General features: G+C 38.8%; 14 protein-coding genes and 1 pseudogene. 4 read left to right on the forward strand and 11 right to left on the reverse strand.

Annotated elements, in window-relative coordinates:
* A pseudogene (locus tag R7V76_RS13740) lies at positions 1-110 on the forward strand (IS30 family transposase); the annotation flags it as partial.
* Positions 111-166: 56 nt separating this feature from the next.
* Here the strand turns inward: R7V76_RS13740 and R7V76_RS13745 are convergent.
* Together R7V76_RS13745 and R7V76_RS13750 are read right to left on the reverse strand one after the other, a co-directional pair.
* Positions 167-409, reverse strand: coding sequence for a hypothetical protein (locus tag R7V76_RS13745; RefSeq protein WP_318093220.1), 243 nt, complete (start codon positions 407-409; stop codon positions 167-169).
* Positions 410-547: 138 nt separating this feature from the next.
* Positions 548-1,285: a hypothetical protein gene (locus R7V76_RS13750; protein WP_318093221.1), complete on the reverse strand. Its 738-nt coding sequence runs from the start codon at positions 1,283-1,285 to the stop codon at positions 548-550.
* A 498-nt stretch (positions 1,286-1,783) separates the two neighbouring features.
* Between R7V76_RS13750 and R7V76_RS13755 the strand changes: the two genes are divergently transcribed.
* Positions 1,784-2,911, forward strand: coding sequence for a restriction endonuclease PLD domain-containing protein (locus R7V76_RS13755; RefSeq protein WP_318093222.1), 1,128 nt, complete (start codon positions 1,784-1,786; stop codon positions 2,909-2,911).
* Positions 2,912-3,459: 548 nt separating this feature from the next.
* Here R7V76_RS13755 and R7V76_RS13760 read toward each other — a convergent pair.
* Positions 3,460-3,912, reverse strand: a complete 453-nt coding sequence (locus tag R7V76_RS13760) for a JAB domain-containing protein (protein WP_214803082.1) — start codon at positions 3,910-3,912, stop codon at positions 3,460-3,462.
* Positions 3,913-4,596: 684 nt separating this feature from the next.
* Here R7V76_RS13760 and R7V76_RS13765 point away from each other — a divergent pair.
* Entirely contained in the window at positions 4,597-5,304 is a 708-nt protein-coding gene (locus R7V76_RS13765; RefSeq protein ID WP_318093225.1) for a hypothetical protein, read from the forward strand.
* 123 nt (positions 5,305-5,427) lie between these two features.
* On the opposite strand, the gene R7V76_RS13770 is transcribed toward R7V76_RS13765, so the two are convergent.
* The 4 genes from R7V76_RS13770 to R7V76_RS13785 form a co-directional block, all read right to left on the reverse strand.
* Positions 5,428-6,255 (reverse strand): HNH endonuclease, encoded by an 828-nt coding sequence (locus R7V76_RS13770; RefSeq protein WP_318093227.1) that lies wholly within the window; start codon positions 6,253-6,255, stop codon positions 5,428-5,430.
* Between the two features lie 79 nt (positions 6,256-6,334).
* The gene (locus R7V76_RS13775; protein ID WP_318093229.1) at positions 6,335-6,994 is read right to left on the reverse strand and encodes a hypothetical protein; all 660 of its coding nucleotides are present in this window, start codon (positions 6,992-6,994) and stop codon (positions 6,335-6,337) included.
* Between the two features lie 28 nt (positions 6,995-7,022).
* Positions 7,023-8,621, reverse strand: coding sequence for an AlwI family type II restriction endonuclease (locus tag R7V76_RS13780; RefSeq protein WP_318093230.1), 1,599 nt, complete (start codon positions 8,619-8,621; stop codon positions 7,023-7,025).
* Positions 8,614-9,141 (reverse strand): hypothetical protein, encoded by a 528-nt coding sequence (locus R7V76_RS13785; protein WP_318093231.1) that lies wholly within the window; start codon positions 9,139-9,141, stop codon positions 8,614-8,616. The genes R7V76_RS13780 and R7V76_RS13785 overlap by 8 nt, the downstream gene beginning before the upstream one ends.
* A gap of 201 nt (positions 9,142-9,342) precedes the next feature.
* Between R7V76_RS13785 and R7V76_RS13790 the strand changes: the two genes are divergently transcribed.
* The gene (locus R7V76_RS13790; protein WP_318093233.1) at positions 9,343-10,488 is read left to right on the forward strand and encodes a DNA cytosine methyltransferase; all 1,146 of its coding nucleotides are present in this window, start codon (positions 9,343-9,345) and stop codon (positions 10,486-10,488) included.
* 62 nt (positions 10,489-10,550) lie between these two features.
* Here R7V76_RS13790 and R7V76_RS13795 read toward each other — a convergent pair whose 3' ends face one another.
* The 4 genes from R7V76_RS13795 to R7V76_RS13810 all read right to left on the reverse strand — a co-directional run bounded on the left by R7V76_RS13795 (position 10,551) and on the right by R7V76_RS13810 (position 15,967).
* Positions 10,551-12,563: a Z1 domain-containing protein gene (locus tag R7V76_RS13795; RefSeq protein ID WP_318093235.1), complete on the reverse strand. Its 2,013-nt coding sequence runs from the start codon at positions 12,561-12,563 to the stop codon at positions 10,551-10,553.
* 1,463 nt (positions 12,564-14,026) lie between these two features.
* Positions 14,027-14,992: a hypothetical protein gene (locus R7V76_RS13800; protein ID WP_318093237.1), complete on the reverse strand. Its 966-nt coding sequence runs from the start codon at positions 14,990-14,992 to the stop codon at positions 14,027-14,029.
* 479 nt (positions 14,993-15,471) lie between these two features.
* Positions 15,472-15,618 carry a hypothetical protein gene (locus R7V76_RS13805; protein ID WP_318093239.1) on the reverse strand — a complete coding sequence of 49 codons (147 nt, stop codon included), beginning with the start codon at positions 15,616-15,618 and terminating at the stop codon, positions 15,472-15,474.
* An 82-nt stretch (positions 15,619-15,700) separates the two neighbouring features.
* Positions 15,701-15,967 carry a hypothetical protein gene (locus tag R7V76_RS13810; protein WP_318093241.1) on the reverse strand — a complete coding sequence of 89 codons (267 nt, stop codon included), beginning with the start codon at positions 15,965-15,967 and terminating at the stop codon, positions 15,701-15,703.
* Positions 15,968-16,083: the final 116 nt, after the last annotated feature.

Below are 16,083 nucleotides of genomic sequence, written 5' to 3' on the forward strand. Positions count from 1 at the left end.
GTTCTGAACTCGCCCAAGCGCTCGCCTGGATCAATGGGAGACCACGGAAATGTCTGAACTGGAAAACTGCATACGAGGTCTTCTCGGAAGAAGTGTTGCACTTAATTTGACAAACCGTCAATTATAAAAAATTAATTCTAGGATGAATATTGATCATATTCGTATTTTACTCATATGATGTAACTTCTATTGGATTAAGTCCGGCTCCTTCTGGATATTCCCAAGCTTCACCTGAAATTACTATTTCATGTTTACATTCAGGACAAGTAACTTCTCCAGAAAAATCATATTGTGTTTCTGTACCCATTCCACGTTCATCCCATGAAACAGGCTCCAAGTCTTGAAGCTCAAAACTTTCTGTAAACTTTTCACCGCATTTAGGACATAAAAAAGTATGTTGATGTTGCATTTTTTCACCTCATTCATTTTTAGACATAAATTAAACATTTCATATTTTACCATTTAAAATCAAGTATTATCCACTCCACCTTTATTTAATAACTTAGAAGTAGGTATTTTTTTCAACAAGTTGCATAAACAAATCTCTTTATTGAATATAGCCATACTTTGTGCTGAGATCAGTGAATATAGCGGCTGCGTCAATCATCTTAGAGTCAGCACGCGTGGATGCATCTTTCAGGAAAACTATTGTAGCATCACTCGTCAATACCTCTTGCTTAATGGCAGCAGCTGCGAAGATAACGGCCTTCTGACGTTCACCCATCGCATCCGCGAACCAGTCAGTTGCAAGATCAAAGTCGCTTGCATCCCCTTCGTCAAGTTCACTAGGGAAAGGAAGATCACGCAGATCTTGTCCATACACATCGTAAGCAGCTGCAAGCGACGTTAGTAAGCTAATTGCACCATCAGGATCAGTCTCTGCCATCTCGATCGCAGGTCCCCAAAGCTCATCCCAGGCAGAATCATACTTATTTGAAAAAGCTTTGAGTTGAGGGTAGAATTCCGCGTAGACTTGCTTCTGCTCATCTGTCACATATGTATCAGGATCTTCATACGGCGTCGATTCCTCGTCATTTTCTACGGCGTCGATCGCAGCTTGTGCATCCGCAACTTCTTCTTCAGTCAATTCGTCATCGTCTGTCGTTGAGCTATCGTTCTCATCTACCTCTTCATCGACTGTTGTTTCTTCTTTCTCAGCGACAGTCGGCTCATCATCTTTGTGGTTGAGCCAGTATGTGACACCGAACAGGACAAGCGCGATGGTTATGAGAATGATAGAGAAGTAGTTCAAAGACTTGTAGAACTTGGATTTTTCAGTTTTCATGGTAGGCTCCTTTAGAATGGGTTTACTTCGTAAAGACAAAGCATTGGTTTGCGGAAAAAAATAATGAGGAACCGTGAAGAACAAATAATGATCTATGAGGACATGCTAAGATCATTTCAAAGGGAAAACGAGACGGTGTATACAGAGCTGAGTCTATGACAATTATAAAGGACCGAGTAAAAAAACAACGAATATAAAGCAAAAAATCAGTTGACCCTTTGTAAAAACTACCTGTCTTATGTAGAACGTCTGCAGATCTAGGGAGAGATAAAAGAATAGAATTGTTTAATTCTCGAACGAATCGAAATTGAACGTCAATCAGTGTGATTTTTTAGTTTATCTAATCTTTCTTCTATTAGAAGTTTTAAAAAAGGAGTAAACCTCATTTTAAAAAACCTCTAATAATTTCAGTGATTGCAACAAAACGCTTGTACCAGTAATGGATGTGTCCCATAATTTGTCATATGTAAAAATATTGAATTGAGAGAGGGGCATACTATGCTACACAACTCTAATTTACTAGATCATGTTTTTTCTACGCCTTATGAAAATGATTTCGATACTGTTCAGATTTTAAGTGGATATGCATCCCCTGAGTTTTTAGTATTTATTTTAAATAGGTTTCCCGACTTATCGATTGACCTCACCATCGGAATGATTCCGAAAGACAAGATTTTTGAATCAAATCATTCTGCCTTTGTTGATTTAATGTCCAGGTATCCCCAACTAACTGTTAGCTATGTAACTTCTTCTCAGCCAAATCATTCAAAAATTTATCACTGGCTAAATTCACAAACTGACGAAACAAAAACTTTTGTTGGTTCTGCAAATTTTTCGATTAATGGTTTCTTAATTAATCAAGAAACGATGCTTCAATCGAATGAATTAACAGATGAAGATTTGTCGACTAACCTATTAACTACCCTCTGCACAAGCGAAGAAGCAATTAGTTTCGTAAAAGATGATCTTCCGCTAGAATCAGAGATCCCTAATATGAAAGAATACCTCGCCCTTTCCGTAGAATCTAAAAATGCTGATCTATTTTATTCAGAAGCAGACTTAAATATTTTAGGAGACTATTCTGATGTCGTTTATATGGCCGGAATGCACGCTAACACAAGTCAAGTTCATAACTTACCTCGAGGAGGAGGATTTTCTTCGGTAGACGTTAATCTAAATTCCACACTTCGATCATTAAAGCATCAAAATAGATTTCCTTTATCACGTTCAAAAAATCAAATCACATTAAGTCTTTTAACACGTACTGGTGAAGTGGGCGCAAAATCAGGATTAAATTGGGGACAACGCGACGGCAGAAATCATAATCAAGCTTACATTCCCGTTCCGGTAAAAACTCATAGGGATTATCCCGATTTCTTCCCTGATGTAGAAGAACTTTTTACAATTCAAACTGATGATGGAGTAGAGTTCACTTGCGTAATGGCTCAGAGTAATAGAAAAGCCATTCACACAACTGAAAGTAATGCCTTACTCGGAATATATTTCCGTGAGCAACTCGGATTACCAGAAGGAACCTCTATTACCCTTGAGCATCTACAAAACTACGGTAAAACTTACGTAACAATCACAAAGATAGATAACCTTTTATACCACATGAGTTTTTAATAATTATGGTTTTAATTCTATGATTTAATTTTTGTTGTTATTCTAAACGCTCCGTGCCTTTCGTCGCAAGGATCAGGAACGTAGAGATGCCTCACACCAGTGATTGGCAACTCTCGTTATCGATCCGGCAGGAAGGTAGCGGTGCGATGAGGGTGTTGCTGCGATGCAGCTTACAGCATCACGCATGAGCCCAAAAGAGTATTCCTCTAATTATTTTTAGATTTCTGTCAATAGAGCCTAGGAAGACACCACTAATCGAAAGTATAAATGAACTTTCATCGTCGGATACTACCTATCCATTCCATCATCAGCTTCTCCATCAATTACTAAACTAATGAAAGGAGTGCTGAACGATTCAATCATCACCTCTCTCCGTTTTGCCCCCAGTGGAACTTTCCACTGGGGGCCTCTTTCATCCCTTGGATTTGGAACAAATCCATTCCGTAGATGCTTGTACATCCTTCAAAGAAAAACGGATCCGTTTTTCGTCCATGCTTTACGCGCGGACAGGACGGGAGTGTCCCATCTGTCTACGCTGAATGATAAATTTAAAGCAATCCTTGGGCTTTTAAGCTGACGTAATCGTCTCCTGCCCCGACGACGATATGGTCAAGCAATTTGATACCGATGATTCGCCCGACTTCCTGCAAGCGTTCCGTCACCTCGATGTCCTCGAGGGATGGCTTAGGGTCGCCACTCGGATGCTGATGGCTAACGATGAGCGAAGTTGCATTATTGAGGATAGCGGACTTGAAGATTTCACGGGGATGGATGATGCTCGAATTGATACTCCCGACGTGCGCCCGGTGGACGGCGATGACTCGGTTCTTCGTGTTCAGCAGGATCACGAGGAACACCTCACGGTCATCGTCCTGGATGAAGCGTCTAGCAACAAGGAAAGCATCCTCTGGTGACGTGATATGCGTCGTCTCAAGGGCGACATCCGGTTCCCGGACCTCTTGGCGAATACGTGTGATTTCAACGAGTTTGGTCAGTTTCATGAAAAAGCTCCTTTCGCGAGTAGGATTCAGTCCGACACGGTGCCGTCCTGTTGACGGGAACGTAGCGAGCGTCGCGAGACGGGGCAAGGGTGACCGCAGGGAAAGATCAAAAAAAGCGGACAGCGCACCGAAACGAAGGCTTCCGGAGCCTGCGAGCGAAAAGCTTGCTTTGAGCAAAACGCGGAGGAAGACGAGGAACGGCAGCGGCTTTTTTTGATGGCTCTTGCCCCGACGAGGAGCGAGCTAGAGTACGGAAACAGGACGGCTTACGGTCCTTTTCTATCAGACAGAGCGGTATCGCTCTGATCCATGCTTTTAGAGGTGACACGCAGTTCCTTAACTAACATGATGGATGGATGAGTGGACTAGACTCTTGAAAATCATATCAACCAAAAGAACGTTCCTCGCATGCCCTTACTACAATTATGTTCAAATAAGACTAATTGAGTATGTTTAATATCTTAATCGTATGCTTGCGTTTCTTTCCTATTAGGATTGTAAATAGGAAAGAATCTGAGCTACTTTATCGCACCCATTTTAGAAGTATATGGTAAAATAATTTCAAAAACGATTTAATCAAATAAAAAATCTAATGCATGTCGATTATTTAATTAATCAATTTGACTTCTGGAACGATTATGGATTACTTGTATTTCCGGGAGACATCATCAAGGAGAATGAGCAATGATTGAATATCGTGAAGATGATGATATTAGCTATTTAGATTTAGAAAATTGGATAAATGACGAGAACAACTTATTCATAAATGCAATTATTGATTTTAGTGTACTCGTTAAAGGGATAAAGTTCATGACGTTTAAATCGTTTCAAAAGGCTCTCAAAAGTAGCGGAGAAATTTTAGTTATGCAAATGCATACCTATTTTGATTTAGAGGGGCATCTTATTCCAAAAATAAATAATTCAAGATATCCGAAACGAATCCATGAAGAGATTAATAAGGAGATCCAGAAACATAATGACGAGGTGGCACGTCTCAACTGGCGTGATCCTACAGGAATTCATATTTACTTCGTTCATAATGGCGTTTTAATGTATTACTCGGGATGGAACGATCACTTTTACGGAATCGACGATGCTGAGACAGCTTTAGAACTTATTAAAGACGAAGTATCCGATAGGTATAGCGAAGATGAACTAAATAAAATGGAAAAAGAAGAGGACGATGAGAGAAAGGCAGAAATTGACTTAGTCACTAAATCAATTCTTGAAGATAAGCAATTCCACGAGTGTACCAATCACTCTCTAAGATCCATGTATCTAGATGAGTTACTTAAGAAGCATCCAGAATATCGCGAGAAGCTAAGATACAGTGGTTTTGGAAAGCTAACAAATTACATTGATTACGTCTGGAAAATTTATAAAAACAGATAAGCTTAACATCGCTGAAAAGTGGTGAATATTATGTTTTTTCTTCTAAATGCAGAATGAATACAAATCGACTTAAATACAAAAAAAGATCTATCATTCTTATCTGTGATAGATCTTTTTGAGTTTTTAAAAATTACGTTTACTTTTTACATATGCTTCTTCTTTTACTCTTATCTTAGCAATTAATTGTTGATTTAACTCGTTACCATCTATCCCTCTATGAATCCGAGCATGACAATTAGGACAAATAGCAGCAACATGCTCAGGATGATCGGGTCCCCCATCTGATAACCGCAACAAATGATGAACATCTAACGCATTACCTGACTTCGCTTGAAACGGCTCAGGCATTTCACATGACTCGCATACTCCAGCTGCTCTTTTGTGCGCATAAGCTTTTATTGCATCAGAACGCTTCCGAACGTGTACTTTTTTCTGCTGGATCGTCTCATTCCCGTTCGAAGTATCGTTAAGCGCAAGCTCTCGCAGTTCTTGAAGTGTTGCTTTCTTATCAAAGTCGATAACTGGATCTGCCGAGATACTTTCAAAAATGGTAAAAGCAAAAGTAATAACATCACGCAATCCCCCTGATCCATCCGATACAGAGGAAATCGTATAATCGACCAAAGTCAGTTGTTGCTCAAACCGAAACATTCCCTTTGAAACGTTTTTGAATAGGTAGATATCTTTTCCATTTGAAACATGATCACGTAGTGCCTTATTGCCCATTTTAAATACTTGATCGCCATTACGTCCCTCACCCGTATAGTAAAAAATATCACGATCTTCATTCCAGCCATTTGTATATCCAAATTCTTTTCCTGTTTCGCTTGAAAAGATAAAGACCATTGGAGACTTAGCAGACATACTGATGCCACGTTCTCGACTTCCTCCGAACTCATCATGGATTTCACTTCGTTTGTATACCTTGTTTTGGATAAAAGGAACTGTCACCAACAATCACTCCCGACTTCTTTTTATATGATGTATTGGCCATCATAAAATTCAAAACTACTTCTTTAGTTTGAATCAATTAACTGATCTTCTTACTTTTTTGAGCAATTAGCATGTCGAGCGTGATTTCATTAACGACTGTTTCCATTTTCTCTAACGTTTCGACGATAAGATTTTGATAATTTGTATAGACTGTAAACACAATATGAGTGATTCCAAAAATCCCTACAAATAGAATAAATAAGCTAAGTGTAAATACCATGTCCCCTTCATCGTAGAACTTTGAAAATCCAATAATCGTCGTTAACACGATGGAAAAGTAACCGGGATTAAATTTATAGTTTTTTCTCTGGTATTGGATGCTTTTAGAAATCATCATAGACACATGTTTTAATTGATCGGGTTGATTGATATGAAATTCTCTTTGCAGATAGTTTTTAAAGAGTGCTTTTACATAGTCATCCTTTTTAGAGTAATACATCATAAAGTGCTTCATTGAAAATCGTTCTGACACTAGCGACACAACTAGTAAAGCAAAGCTACTAAACAAACAGCTTAGAGTCAATACAACATCGTATTTTTTAGAAAATAACATAAGTGTAATTAAAAACATAATCAAAAAAGCTACTGTTGAGAAAAAATAAACGTTGAACGCTCGAGTTCTTTGAATAGGGCGAAAATGTCTTTTAGAATAGTCTCTTGAGATTTGTCGAAACTCTTTTAACATTTTTTCAATCATATATAGAAATATCCTCCTTCAATCCATCTCATAGGAAAAGTTTCAAATCATTGAATGCCTTGTTTTGAATACGATCCACAAAAAGTTGAATCCGTTGTTCTTTCGGAATGGAATTTTCGATACAGTAATCCAAGAAACCTAATAAAACTTCACGTGTAAGCATAATTCCTTCGATGCTGTCTCCTACTAACTTTTCGCTCAATGTAGTAATGGATTGGAGTTTCTTTTCTCCTGAATAGCCGGATGAAGTAATATAGCCAAAAAAGGAGAGACGCGAACCATCGTAGTTTAAATAGTTAGGAATATACTCTGAAGCCATATAGTTGGCGAGATTTTGCGATAAAGGAAAACCGCTCTCGTAGTACTTCGTATCAATGATTCCAAACTCATTCCCATATTTCACAAGCAATTCAATCTCTGTTCTTGTTCCGTGGACTTTTGGCTGATAGATCACTTCAAAACCAAGCTCCTTAAAAATCGTCGCCGTGATTTGTTCAAATTCTAAAGGTGTCATTTTCCCTAAATAAGAGTCAACGAATTCTTCTGATACACTGAGAAGAGTCGGTTGTTCTTTACGTAAAATAGGAACGATTTTTAAAGCTTCTTTTGGGCCAAGAGAATTGGTTAGTACTTGTATCAACTCTTCATCTGTTTGAGTCGTCCAATTTGGCATTTTCGCTAAAATTGATTCTATTTTGGCTTGACGCTTTCCTAAATTATGCGCTGGCTTAACATCACCGTAATCACTGGCCTTATAGCTTTCAACATCAAGTCCATTGTTTTGGGCCATTCGTTCAATTGAAATACGATAACGCGAGTTGAATGGATACCTTTGATCATATTCATCTAACACTTGTAAGGCTTCCTTTACTAAATCAGGTTGTGTCGTTAACACACTTTCTCCTCGTGTGTATTCCACTAATCCTGTATATTCACACAGCATCATGAAGGTATGCGCTACATCTGAATGGGCCTGATAGTAGTCCCGTGCTGCCTTATCATTCCGGGCACGATGATCATACAGTACAGCAATTTCTTGTTTCATTTGCTCTTTCTCGTCTAACGAAGCCTGGCGATACGTGAGAATTTTTTTCGCGACCTGATCTGTTTCACGATCGTTTTGAGCAGTCAAAACAAAGTACGTAATTTCTTCTTTACTAATCGAGTACTGAAGATCTTCACGTTGCACAAGTTTTATTAAGAAGCGAGCTGGTCGAATACGAAAACTACTTTCAAATTTAGGTCGAAAACCACGTTCTAAAAAATAAGCATTTGGAATTTGTAACGTAAGAATTTGCTTTTTCACATTCTCGTATTCTTTGATCCCATCTACTAATGCTTGTCCTACTTTAGTTGGTTTAACAACGCCATTTTTATCAATGTAACAGTACGCAAATGTCTTAAGTAAGGCGCACCATGTCCGTCCTCCTGAACCATCGTTACTAATATTGTTTCGCTTCAATTTGTGCGAAGCAAGAACTGCCTCGTAATGTTTATGCAGCTCTCGGTTTCCTTCCCATTTCAATGTGAAGTTGTTCGTTGCTTCTTGCAAAGCGCTCATCGCTTCCGCATGATAACGCGGATCTCGTTCCGGACGTGTGATAAACCAAATTTTTCGTTCAGTCAATGCTTGTCATCCTCTCTCGTCTACGTTGCTTCAAGCCCGTCATCACTTGTTCGTTTAATTGAAGTTTCTTTAAAACATTGATTTTTGCTTTTCGATTTTGAGGAAGAGGATATCTTTCAAAATGTTGAATGACGTCTAAAATACATGAAAGGTGTCGTCCAATCGCACTTTGAAAATCAACTTCTCCTTCAATTTCAGAAATCATTTTAATGTGAATTTCATATTTCTGAAGAATCGATTCTATTCGCTTTGGATCGGACGCATCCAGAGCCACTTCATTATGAATAACTAAAAATGCTCTCCAATATCGCAAAAACATAATGCCGTTATAAATCGTCCCGGTCCGTTCATCACGATAGATCGAATTAATATCCTTACCCGTTTCTTCAGACAGGCGCTTCCGAATCGTTTTGTCGGGGAGATATCGTCGTAAAGGATCAATGAATTCTTTATTTAATATCATAGAACTCACGTACATCTCCATTAAACCTTTTAAGTTTTTTAGATTTTCTTCATCCATTAATTTCCTCCCTCTGACTTCTTACATACAATTTACAGCAAGTTATGAACAATAAATCATTCAACCTTGAATGATTTATTGTTCATGCTTCTTTGTTTTTTTTAAGTGTTAGTTGCTGCTTTTTTTTATCATTACGTGTACAATACTTAGCATAGGAGTATGCCAGAACACACTTTCGATTTTATAGTTAGGAGTTTTCATATGATATTTAAAAAAGGCGAATTATTTAACGGTCCTGGTGGATTATCTTTAGGGGCTAAGAATGCTAGAGTGATTCACCCAGAAACAGAAGAGGAATTTCGTATTGTTCACGAATGGTCAAATGACTATGACGAACAAGCTTGTAAAACCTATCGATACAATATATGCGAAGACATTGAAGATCCGTCTGTTCATCACGGACCAGTAGAACAACTTCCGATTGGTGATAAGTCCATTCTTGGAGATATTGATTGTTTTGCATTCGGTTTTCCTTGTAATGACTACAGCCAAGTCGGCGAGAAGCAAGGTTTAAACGGTACGTTTGGTCCTCTATATTCTTATGGTGTAAAGGTCTTAAAAGAATACCAACCGAAGTTTTTTGTAGCTGAGAATGTTGGTGGATTACAAAGTGCAAATGAAGGAAAAGCGTTTATTCAAATTTTGACAGAGTTAGAAGAGTGCGGCTATGTATTGACACCTCATTTGTATAAATTCGAACTTTATGGTGTTCCACAAGCGCGTCATCGTATCATTATTGTTGGAATTCGAAATGATATAGCACAAGAAGGTATCACTTTTAAAGTACCTGCTCCACTAAATACCATGGATCATGTTAAAACATCTCGTGAGGCCATTTTGAATCCGCCTATTCCAGAAGATGCTTTTAACCACGACTTTCCAAAACATACACAAAAAGTTCAAGATATGCTGAGTTTCATTCCTCCAGGTGAAAATGCTTGGTATTTGGGAATTCCAGAGCACCTTCGGTTAAATGTTAAAGGAGCCCGCCTCAGTTCTATCTACAAACGTCTTGATCCAAATCGGCCAGCTTATACTGTGACTGGTAGCGGTGGTGGTGGTACTCATATGTACCACTGGGAAGAAACAAGAGCTTTAACAAATCGTGAACGTGCTAGACTTCAAACATTCCCAGATGATTTCTTCTTTGTTGGTACAAAAGAAAAAGTCCGGAAGCAAATTGGAATGGCAGTTCCTCCAGCGGGTGCTCAAATTGTTTTTGAAGCGATCTTAAAAACTTTTGCTAATATAGAATATGAATCAGTTGAACCTACTCCTAAACTTCAACTTAACAATTTAAAAGGGAAGAAAGAAGTAGTTATTAAAGATGTTTTACTAACAAATTAAGAGTGAAAAGGAGTCATCTTATAAAATAAGGTGGCTCCTTTTCGCAAATTTAAAAATCATAATTAAAAGTTTTCGACATTAAATAGGACATGGGATTCGTTATCAGGAAAACGGAACCAAGGAATCCAAAATGGTGCGTCATTCCATTCTGGCTTTACCCCAGGGTTTCTAGTTAAAATGACTAATGGAATTGACGGATCAGATGAATTAGCTAAATCTTGAGTAGTTGGACTTAGTATCGATCCCAACGCTTGACTCCCCCTACTAGTTGCCAATCCAACATTCGCCTCAGTAATAATTAAATTAATTTTTTCATTAGAGTATTTTTGAACATAATAGGTATTTAAATACGAACAAATAACTTTTTCGTTCCAACTTCCTGCGGAAACTAATGGTATTCTAGATAAGATATTAGATGCTAAGGATACATCTACTGATATTACTTCTTTACGAGGCAATCCGCTTAATTCAGTGTCAATATAAGTTGTAATAAGTTCTATTTTACTTTTATTGAACTCTGGAATTTTAGGAAAGGTCGATTTTCCAGGTTTATATATCCCAACAGTTGTAGGAATAACGCTTGGTCTAGTTGGTTTTACTACATCATGATCTAAATATAATATGCTTTTAAACTCACCTGATTCAATAAGTTCTCGTTGTCTGCTATCATGGTCACTAATTGTTGCAAAAATAGAAGCCAACTCTTCAGGAATAAAAATTCGTGTAACACTTAAATCTTTAGATCTATATCCGCACATACGAGCATGCTGAAATAGAGTGTCGATTTGTGGTCGATTAGAAGATCTGCCATAGTAAGTTACTAATAATCGAGGTAATGTAATACCTCGGTTCAAGCGGTTGCCTCCAATAACAAAATTAAACCTTTTATTGAAATTTAATTCACGAATACCATTTGGACTAGAGTTTACAACCAAAACATCATGTGAAGCAATATTCTTTTCTATAGCTTCTAACACTTCTGAAAAAATAGGAACACTAGAACATGTTTGTACCACATCTTCGTATGCACTATTTAAACCATTTAGTATATCAGTTCTAATTTTGTGCTCTGTCGGTATTTTTAAAGCATGAGTTAAATCTCTTATATAAATTTTTATCATTACTCGCAGTGTTTCATGAACTTGTTGAGAATGACTTATATGGCTTAAATAAGTGAATTGATTATCTGGAGAATTTGGTTCTTCAAGAATTTTAATAGCCCCAGCTACAATAAAAGTATTTAGTGAAAATAGTAGCCCTTGAGGCAAAACTGAAACATTTTCATCAAATATTGCTTTCAATTCTTGAACTTCTTCTAGATTCACGTTTCGAATATAGTTTAATGAATTTGTGTCGGAAAAAAATTCATCAATACCCACATATCCCTCTCCTGCTTTAGACAAAACTACAAATTCAGGATGAAAGCCACCATCAACATCATTTTGAAGAATAATAGCTTGAGGTGTAGCTGTTACTTGTAACATAAGGTGAGTTGAAAAAGTATCTCGTAAATTAACTAATGCAGCATTAATAGTACTTACATTATGTTCTGAATCTTCATTTCGTTGTTTCGTATTTAATCCAATCGCATCTGCTTCATCATCAATGATTAATGTTGGAATATCTGCTATATTGCTAAGGTTTGATAAAACAATATTCAATTTTTCCAAATCATTCGGATCTTTCTTAGATATTATGACTAATCCATCAGTTTTAACATAGATATCTAATAAACCCATATCGTCTTTTTCTAATTCTGAAATTTTCTTTATATACGGCGTACATAAAGCATCTTCCGACCTTCCAACAGTTTGAGTTTGTAGTGTATTATTTCTATCAGTTAAAATGATGGACAATCTAAATGAATTGTCTATTGCAATAGCTGTTGTCATATTTATTATATTAGTTTTTCCACTTTGTACTAATCCATATAGTAATCCTAAAACTCTCTCAGGATTATCTTTTTTAGGAGCGTACGTAAAAATTTCTAAAGCTGTATTTAATACTTGATCACTTGCTACTTCTCCTATTTCCTCTGTTAACCTCTTTTTGAAATACTCTACATTTGCTCCCAAGTGAATCACTCCTCATCGTTTATATTTAAATTATAACCAATTGAACAATACAGTAAGTATATAATTTACTAAACACCTTTAAAATAATTATCACTAATACATTCTCGTTGATGGTGTGTCCGATTGCCTTTTTGCTACTACTCTATCTAAAATACCTAAAAAGCTTTGGAGATATGTTATTTGATACTTTTACGCAAGAAAATATCGCTAATTCATGGTATTTTTTTCATATACCATGTCGAGTAAGGAGGTAAAAACGAACACGCTGACGATATGAGAAAGAGCTCCTTGAGAGCCACTATGCATTGCTCATGACCAATGGAAGTCCGGAATACGGGAAATATTTTCGTTATTTTTTTGCAAATGTCGGATAGCTTGATCGCTTTCTTCGATTTTTTTGAGGAAATTAGCATACTTTTTGACTCCGTCTGGTTGAAACTGCGAGTCATTCGCATTACCATCTAGTGTTTTGATTTTATGAATGAATTTTTTTCTTCAAACCTTGCTCAAAGAAGGGAACTGTGATCCCACTCTGTCTGTTTTCAACCGGATTTTTACGCTGGTTAGAATCAAGATGTCAGCCTCCCGATATAGGTTTAAGTAAGGACTCGAAGACCAAAAATGTATCTGTCACGAGACGTGTGACGTCTTTCTTAGGACGCATGTTTTTCTCATTCGGATTCAAGGCGACTGAACGATTCGTAAAAGATGTTGTAAAAACACTTCAAGCTCCTGACGCAACGCCTTCTTAGTTATGCATTTTTCCGATATGGCAAGGTAGATCTCACTTAAAAGCTTTTCATCGACGTGAGGACGTGGAATGCCTTTCGGTCGGAATTTGTCAAAATCCAGATACCGGGTATGACGTTTGATCATGTTTTTGAGGTCGATATACAAAGAGAAAGCATATTTTCTCTCGAGTTCCCGAACCGAGATGGCTTCCCCCTTAAAATCGTGTCGAAATGCTCGGGGAGCGTGTTCGACAACCGTTGACGGTACCGTATAATGTTTATGTTATAGCGATTGAGCAGTGAAAAAGCCTGGTATTTCTGCACTTTCAGTAAATCAGCGATGTCCTGCAAACGAGGCGAAAGATCGACGTGACGCGTCAAATAGACGACGTGTGCTGTGATTGTCCGAGACGTTTGATACGGTAAATGCATTGTCTCATAACGGATGACCGGTACACCCCACAATCTACTTTCAGAACTTTCGCGTTCCAAAAAATACAGGGGCTCCCCTTCGATGAACGGACGATATTCATTGTTGATCATCGAAGGGGAGCTGTTCATCTTAGCCAAAAAGAACGTGCCTTTCCTCGATTCGGTCTTGAATCATAGAGCCTTCCCCTCCTGGTATTTGGTGAGGACACTAATACCACCCATCCTTGACGATACAACATCAGAAGAGTCAATTTAACATTTTTTGGGTGTTGAAAACGTGCAGACCGGTAGCGTTACTACTTACGCACCGACATGAACGGGCACGCCTAAGCTTTGCAACATCGCATCGATGTCCGCTTGCGTGATGCCTTCCGCTGCTTTTAGGCCTTCTTGTTTTTGATTTTCTTCGTAGATGCGTTGCTGTGTCTTCTCGTTTTCGTACCACTTCGGCAGAGCTCCGCCGTTTGAAACTGTGTTTCGCTGTGCATTTTTCGCAAGATCTAGACGATAGCGCATGAGGGCGTTGTATTGCTTGTCGGTCTTGATCGAGACCGACTTATCTACAAGCAGGTCTTTCTCGAGTGTCGCGACAAGTTCATGACCGAACTCGTCACCGAGCGCTTGTTTCATCGCTTCACGATTCTTTGTGACGGAACTGCTAGTAGTAGTTTTACTTAACTTATTTTTCTTAGAATTAGTTTTCTTAAGATCTTTAGTATACTTATGCTGATTTTTTTCCACAGCGGAGTTTGCACTGTGGTCCGTCCGCTGTTCATTTTCGACACTGGACGATTTTTGAATCTTTGCTTTTTCGATCTGTTGCATGTGACGTTCCTTCGCTGCCGTGAATGCCGCCTCGCTGAATGATTGTCCTTTGTCCTCGAACAGGTAGCTGAACCGGCCCGGCAATTTGTCGATCCGCAGGTAACCTTCCTCGACGATCAAACGAGCGGCGATTGCGAGAACCCGTTCTTCCGTGAAAGGCACGTCCGAAGCGAAATAGCGATAGGCGACGCGTGACCCGTTACGTAGTTTGAACGACAGGAAGAATCCTTCGTTCTCCAAGCGTTTGAGACTTTTCGTCGCGATGCAACGACCGAATCGTGTGTATAGCCCGCTCTTCGTGATCTTAAAGTCTTTTGTGTGGCTGACCAGGTAGACGAGCATGCCGATGGCGTTCAAATCTTTCATGTTGCGGACTGGTGTATGGTTGACGGGCGTGAACCCTTCGTATGTTCTTTGGACTTCGATTTCTTCCTGTTTCATGATGTGTTCCTCCTGTGTTGTGAACGAAAAAAAGAGATGTAGAGAAAGGGCAAGGACTCGGTAAGTGACCAGTCTTGGACCTTCAACTACATCTCTTTTTTTCGGTGTACGCCAAATAAAAGCGTTTCCACGCAAATCTTAGACAAAATTCAGCAAAAAAATAGTCTAAAGACTTGCTAAAGAGTCAAGATGACCGATATACTAAGTACATCTTGAATACCTATTTGCTATTGAGAGTAGCAAATGAGGTCGTAGCTTACGCACCTTGCAGGGTGGTAAGTGAAAGTCCAGCGTCGTGTGCTGGCAGTAACCGAACTGTTGCCTCCCCAGGCTAACAGTTCTTTTTTTCGTGCATTATTTTGTTTTCTGAGATGAGTATAGCCCGAAAACAATTCGGTTGACAACTGAAAACTAGAAAAATCTGTGGATAAGTTTTTTTGCATTGGAAAAAGTTATCCACAGAACAGGTGTTTCGTTGGTCAAAAAAGAGGCGGGCTAGCCTCTTTTTTCGTTGGTGTTAAACCGTTTTTTGTTGCGATCGTCAAGCCAGCACGATTGTCACTTTTGCGGACGTGAATTTTTTTAACCGTCGACGAGCCGATTGCACCGGTAACAGAGTAATCCAATGCGGATATGCTTCAGGACGTCTTCTTCTTCACGCCGCATCGGTTCATCAAACGATTCTACTTCTCAAACGTCGAATGACCATCACAGTTCGGTTGAATCTTTGGCAAAGTGCCGAGGTCGAAATCGTCCGGCACGTGGAACGTTAACGTCCCCCGGCCTGATGATCCGACGCCACCCCTCGAACCATTCTCCAGGATGTTCATACCATCCGTTCGATTTTTTAAATCCATCCGCCTGCTCAAGCTGATTTACCCGAACCGCATAGGCGAGCACAAGCATATTGCGTTTCCAGTAGGCAATATCCTTTGCTGATCGGTAAGGGAACCACTTCGCTCGACCACGTGTCATCACGATAGTCGAAACGCTAGAGCGTAAGACTGTTGTAGCGATACCGTTACGGTTTCATATGCTTCGGTAACTTTTTTGCTGTGAAGTCATAGACTAGCTTGTTCTCTTGCATGTCT

It is taken from the genome of Exiguobacterium artemiae (assembly GCF_033342815.1).
Lineage (GTDB): Bacteria > Bacillota > Bacilli > Exiguobacteriales > Exiguobacteriaceae > Exiguobacterium_A > Exiguobacterium_A artemiae_A.

Excerpts from the sequence above, each read along its gene's own strand:
- R7V76_RS13785 (WP_318093231.1), bottom strand. The coding sequence starts at position 9,141 with ATGGATGAAGAAAATCTAAAAAACTTAAAAGGTTTAATGGAGATGTAC.
- R7V76_RS13760 (WP_214803082.1), bottom strand. The coding sequence starts at position 3,912 with ATGAAACTGACCAAACTCGTTGAAATCACACGTATTCGCCAAGAGGTC.
- R7V76_RS13745 (WP_318093220.1), bottom strand. The coding sequence starts at position 409 with ATGCAACATCAACATACTTTTTTATGTCCTAAATGCGGTGAAAAGTTT.
- R7V76_RS13765 (WP_318093225.1), top strand. The coding sequence starts at position 4,597 with ATGATTGAATATCGTGAAGATGATGATATTAGCTATTTAGATTTAGAA.
- R7V76_RS13755 (WP_318093222.1), top strand. The coding sequence starts at position 1,784 with ATGCTACACAACTCTAATTTACTAGATCATGTTTTTTCTACGCCTTAT.
- R7V76_RS13800 (WP_318093237.1), bottom strand. The coding sequence starts at position 14,992 with ATGAAACAGGAAGAAATCGAAGTCCAAAGAACATACGAAGGGTTCACG.
- R7V76_RS13790 (WP_318093233.1), top strand. The coding sequence starts at position 9,343 with ATGATATTTAAAAAAGGCGAATTATTTAACGGTCCTGGTGGATTATCT.
- R7V76_RS13810 (WP_318093241.1), bottom strand. The coding sequence starts at position 15,967 with ATGACACGTGGTCGAGCGAAGTGGTTCCCTTACCGATCAGCAAAGGAT.
- R7V76_RS13775 (WP_318093229.1), bottom strand. The coding sequence starts at position 6,994 with ATGATTGAAAAAATGTTAAAAGAGTTTCGACAAATCTCAAGAGACTAT.
- R7V76_RS13750 (WP_318093221.1), bottom strand. The coding sequence starts at position 1,285 with ATGAAAACTGAAAAATCCAAGTTCTACAAGTCTTTGAACTACTTCTCT.